3 protein-coding genes and 1 other RNA gene are annotated in these 3870 nt (G+C 70.5%); all 4 read right to left on the bottom strand.

Translation table 11 applies throughout. The features are described from left to right. An RNA gene (gene ffs, locus QZT59_RS00410) (signal recognition particle sRNA) lies at window positions 1–296 on the bottom strand; the annotation flags it as partial. A gap of 100 nt (window positions 297–396) precedes the next feature. Then, on the bottom strand, window positions 397–1101 hold the full coding sequence (locus QZT59_RS00405) for a DUF2270 domain-containing protein (protein WP_290809931.1): 705 nt from the start codon (window positions 1099–1101) through the stop codon (window positions 397–399). Window positions 1102–1259: 158 nt separating this feature from the next. Further along, window positions 1260–2888, bottom strand: a complete 1629-nt coding sequence (locus QZT59_RS00400; protein WP_290809929.1) for a TrkA family potassium uptake protein — start codon at window positions 2886–2888, stop codon at window positions 1260–1262. A 185-nt stretch (window positions 2889–3073) separates the two neighbouring features. Further along, window positions 3074–3870, bottom strand: a 797-nt coding sequence (locus QZT59_RS00395) for an ATP-binding protein (protein WP_394348624.1), incomplete at its 5' end; no start/stop codon positions are given.

The following is a 3870-nucleotide window of genomic DNA, read 5'->3' as shown; positions in this document are numbered from 1 at the left end:
TTGCCCGGCGTTCCGGCCGGGGGAATCCCGGTTGCCTCCTCCACCCCGCGACCCGTCGAGCGACAGGTGTCCGGCGGTCCACTGCTCGCTTCCGCGCCTGATGGGCTGTCGCCGATTAGCCGCGACGAGTCGTCCCTGCGGACGGTCGGCGCGGCCCGCTGTCCCCGACGGACGAGGCTTCCACGTTGGCTCCCGGGGCCCCGGCCGGTCTGACCGGACGCCCGCGGTGTTCGGTCCCCGCTGAAGGCCGTAGTGCGGGTGACGAGCAGGGCCTAACTGCCCGACCTATCCGCCCTATCGTAGGCGGGTGGGACTTAAGGGCCTTTCGTCTCCGCCGGTTCGAATTCGGGGGACGGCGTCACGTCGGGCGCCACGGGGAACGCTCCGCCGGCGGAGCTACGACTCCCGCTCGAGATCGCCGTGGCCGGCTTCGCCCGACTCCCCCCGCTCCTTCGGCGTCCAGGGTACCGCCAGCACGAAGAGTACGAGGAAGTACAGGCCTACGGCCGCGACGACGACGATCCCGCCGACGCCCGGCAGGCCCGCGCTCTCGGGAAAGGGCTCGTCCGGGGCGAACGCCCAGAGGTGGAACAGCCACGCGACGGCCACGGCGGAGAGCAACGGGAGGTAGACCCGTCGTAGGCGGTGGGCGAGGGCTCCCCGGTAGCTGATCTTCGGGGCCGGCTCCCGGTAGTCGCGGCTGAGTTCCGCGCGCCACGTGTCGTGTTCGACCCCCGCCGACGGGTCGAGCGCGTTGGCGAACAGGTTCTCCTGGAGAACCCGGACGCGAGAGCGCCAGATGTCGTAGTCGCGGAACCGGCGGGCCTCGATGAACAGGAAGACGCTGCCCATCATCAGCCCGGCGAGGATGACCGCGTGCGAGACCTCGCCGGAGAACGCGTACGCCACGACGGCGGCCATCACCGTGACCGCCCAGTTCGTCGTGGTGTCGAGGCGCTCGCGCCAGCCGACGGTCCGCTCGACTTCGCCCCGGTAGAGGTGGGCGGCGACGGAGCCGAGGCCGGTGCTCTGATCGACCATCTCTCGGCCGATCTGCTGTTGTTCGGGATCCTCCGGATCGAAGTCGGCGCCCTCGGCCATGCGATCCGTACGCCCCGCGGACGCAATTCCCTTGGCACCGTTCGAGGATCCGACCGGTCCGGGCCGACGACGGTTTCGCGACGGGGGCCGTCACTCTCAACCGCCGCGAGAACGATCACACGACGGCTGACCGCCGACCGCTCGGCGACCGACGGCCGTCACGACTCGCCGTACGCCTCGCGATAACGCTCGATTTCCCGCTCGCTACCGGCGATGACGAGCCGATCGTCGGCCTCGACGCGGGTCTCGTCGGCGACCGGTCGAAGGCCGTCGTCGCGATCGATAGCCACCACGTCACAGCCCGCCCGATCTCGAACCGCCCCGCGATCGATCCGCTCGCCGACGAGGTTCCACGGATCGACCGAACGGATCCGGACGCGATCCGCGAACGTCATGACCTCCTGTTCGAAGACCCGGCGGGTGATCATCCACCCGGCCACGTTCGGGAGCCCGAGCGCGTAATCCGCGCCCGCGTCCCGGAGCCGGCCGACGTTTCGCTCCCGGTCGCTGGCGACGATGATCTCGAGGCCCGGGTTGAGTTCGCGGGCGACGAGCGTCGCGAGGATCGCCTCCTCGTCGTCGTCGAGCGCGAGGACGATCGTGCCAGCGTCCCGAATCTCGGCGTCGAGGAGCCCTTCCTCCGTGGTCACGTCGGCGACGACGTCGACCGGGTCGCCGTCTCGCCGGTCCACGATGGTCGTCTCCACGTCGGCGCGCTCGAGGGCGCCGACCGCCGTCGAGCCGACGATCCCCGTCCCCGCCACCACGACCGGTTCGCGCTGCGGACGGTACGGGACGCCCGGCGTGCCGGTCAGCTCCTCCGCGGCGTCGAGCGTCGAGTCCGGCCCGGCGACGAGCAGCGTCGTGTTCTCCCCGGTGCGAACGTCCGACGAGAGCGTCCGGAGGAAGTCGCCGCGGACCCAGGCGCCGATGACGGTCGCGCCGGTGGCTTCCACTCGTCGACAGGCGACGAGGGGGTCGCCGACGAGCTCGCTCTCGTTGGAAAGCACGTACTCGCGCACCTGGAGATCCTCGCAGAGTTCGATCCCGGCCGCTCCCGGGTCGACAACGGGCCTGACCTTGTCTCCCAGCGCCTTGCCGAGGCGATGTTTCGGCGAGAGGACCTCGTCGGCGCCCGCGTAGCGGAGGTACCGCGCCCGGGACGGGTCTACGACCAGCGCGAGGACCCTGGCTCCGCGACGCTCCATCGCGATGGTCGTGCTGATGTACCCGCGCTCGGTGGTGTCAGCGACGACCGCCCGAGCGGCCTCGAGCTGGGCCGCGTCGAGGGTCTCCGACGTCGCCGGGTCGCCGTGGAGGACCGCGAGCCCGTCCTGGTGGAGGTCCTGGGCCCGCTCTTCGTCTTCTTCCACGACGAGGTAGTCGGTACCGGTCGACGCCAGGTCCGCCACGAGCGAGCCGCAGAGGTCGGTGTAGCCGACGACGATCACGTGATCCTCGAGGGCGTCCGCCTCCTCCGGCGGCGTCGGCTGAACGAGCGTCTCCAGCCACGGGACGACGAATAGCGGCACGGCGACGAAGATGTACGCGATGCCGGTCAGTTGGATCAGCACCATCAGCGCCGTCATCTCGAGCGTCTCCCACGGGGCGTCCTGCCCGTAGCCGGTGGTGGTCATCGACTGGACGACGATCTCGAGGGCGCCGTACCACGTTCGCTGCTCGCCCTCGAGCGTCGCCATTCCCCACCGGTAGGCGAGCGTGTACAGCACCACCAGCGCCAGCAACGATCCCACGTAGATCGCGAGCCGTCGCGTCAGCCGGACCACGATCGATCACTCGACGGCCGCGCGCGACGGATTCGGGGTTGTCGGGTTCGCTCGTCGGTCACTCGGACACGTACGGGCCCGGCAACCATCGTTCTTGGCGGGGGAGGAGGACGCGAAGTCGTCGGAGAGAAGGAATCGAAATTTGCGGAAAAACGGGCACGAGGTCGCCCGGGAGGATCCGACCGTCAGGCCTCGGGACCCTCGGCCGTCCCCCGCTCGTCGACGTCGCGGTCGTCGTTCGATTCCGCCTCGTCGACGTCGTCCGACGAGGCGGTCGCACCGTCTTCGTCGGCTGGCGCGGTCGCGCCGGGCTCGTTCGCGGCCGGACCCGTTCCGGCGTCTACCCCCGCCTCCCGGGCGTCATCGACCACGAGTTCGTCGAGACCGCCGCGCGGTCGATCGAACTCCTCGCTGGCGCCCGCTCGTACGTCCTCGATCGCCCGGTCGAAGTGCTCGGCGGCGAGGACGATCTCCTCGACGTCGCGGTCCTCGCCAGCGGCTTCGGCCTCGACGTACTCGCGGACGGCGATCTGGGCGGCCTCGCGGCAGACCGCTTCGACGTCGGCGCCGGTGTAACCGGCGGTCTCGGCGGCGAGTTCGTCGAGATCGACGTCGTCGGTCAGGGGCCGGCCTCGGGTGTGGATCGCGAAGATCTCCCGGCGAGCGTCCTCGTCGGGTTCGCCGACGCGAACGTGTCGGTCGAAGCGGCCCGCCCGGAGGAGGGCGTCGTCGATCAGCTCCGGTCTGTTCGTGGCCGCGACGACGACCACGTCCTCCAGCTCCTCCAGGCCGTCGAGCTCCGTCAGGAGCTGTGAGACCACCCGCTCGCCGACGTTCGAGTCCCCCGCGCCGGAGCCCCGCTCGGCGGCGATGGCGTCGATCTCGTCGAAGAAGATCACCGTCGGCGCGTTGGCGCGGGCCTTCTCGAAGATCTCGCGGACGCCCTTCTCGGACTCGCCGACGTACTTGTCGAAGAGCTCGG

This window comes from Halovivax sp., assembly GCA_007119345.1.
Taxonomy (GTDB): domain Archaea; phylum Halobacteriota; class Halobacteria; order Halobacteriales; family Natrialbaceae; genus Halovivax.
This window is presented reverse-complemented; position numbering and strand designations above follow the sequence as displayed.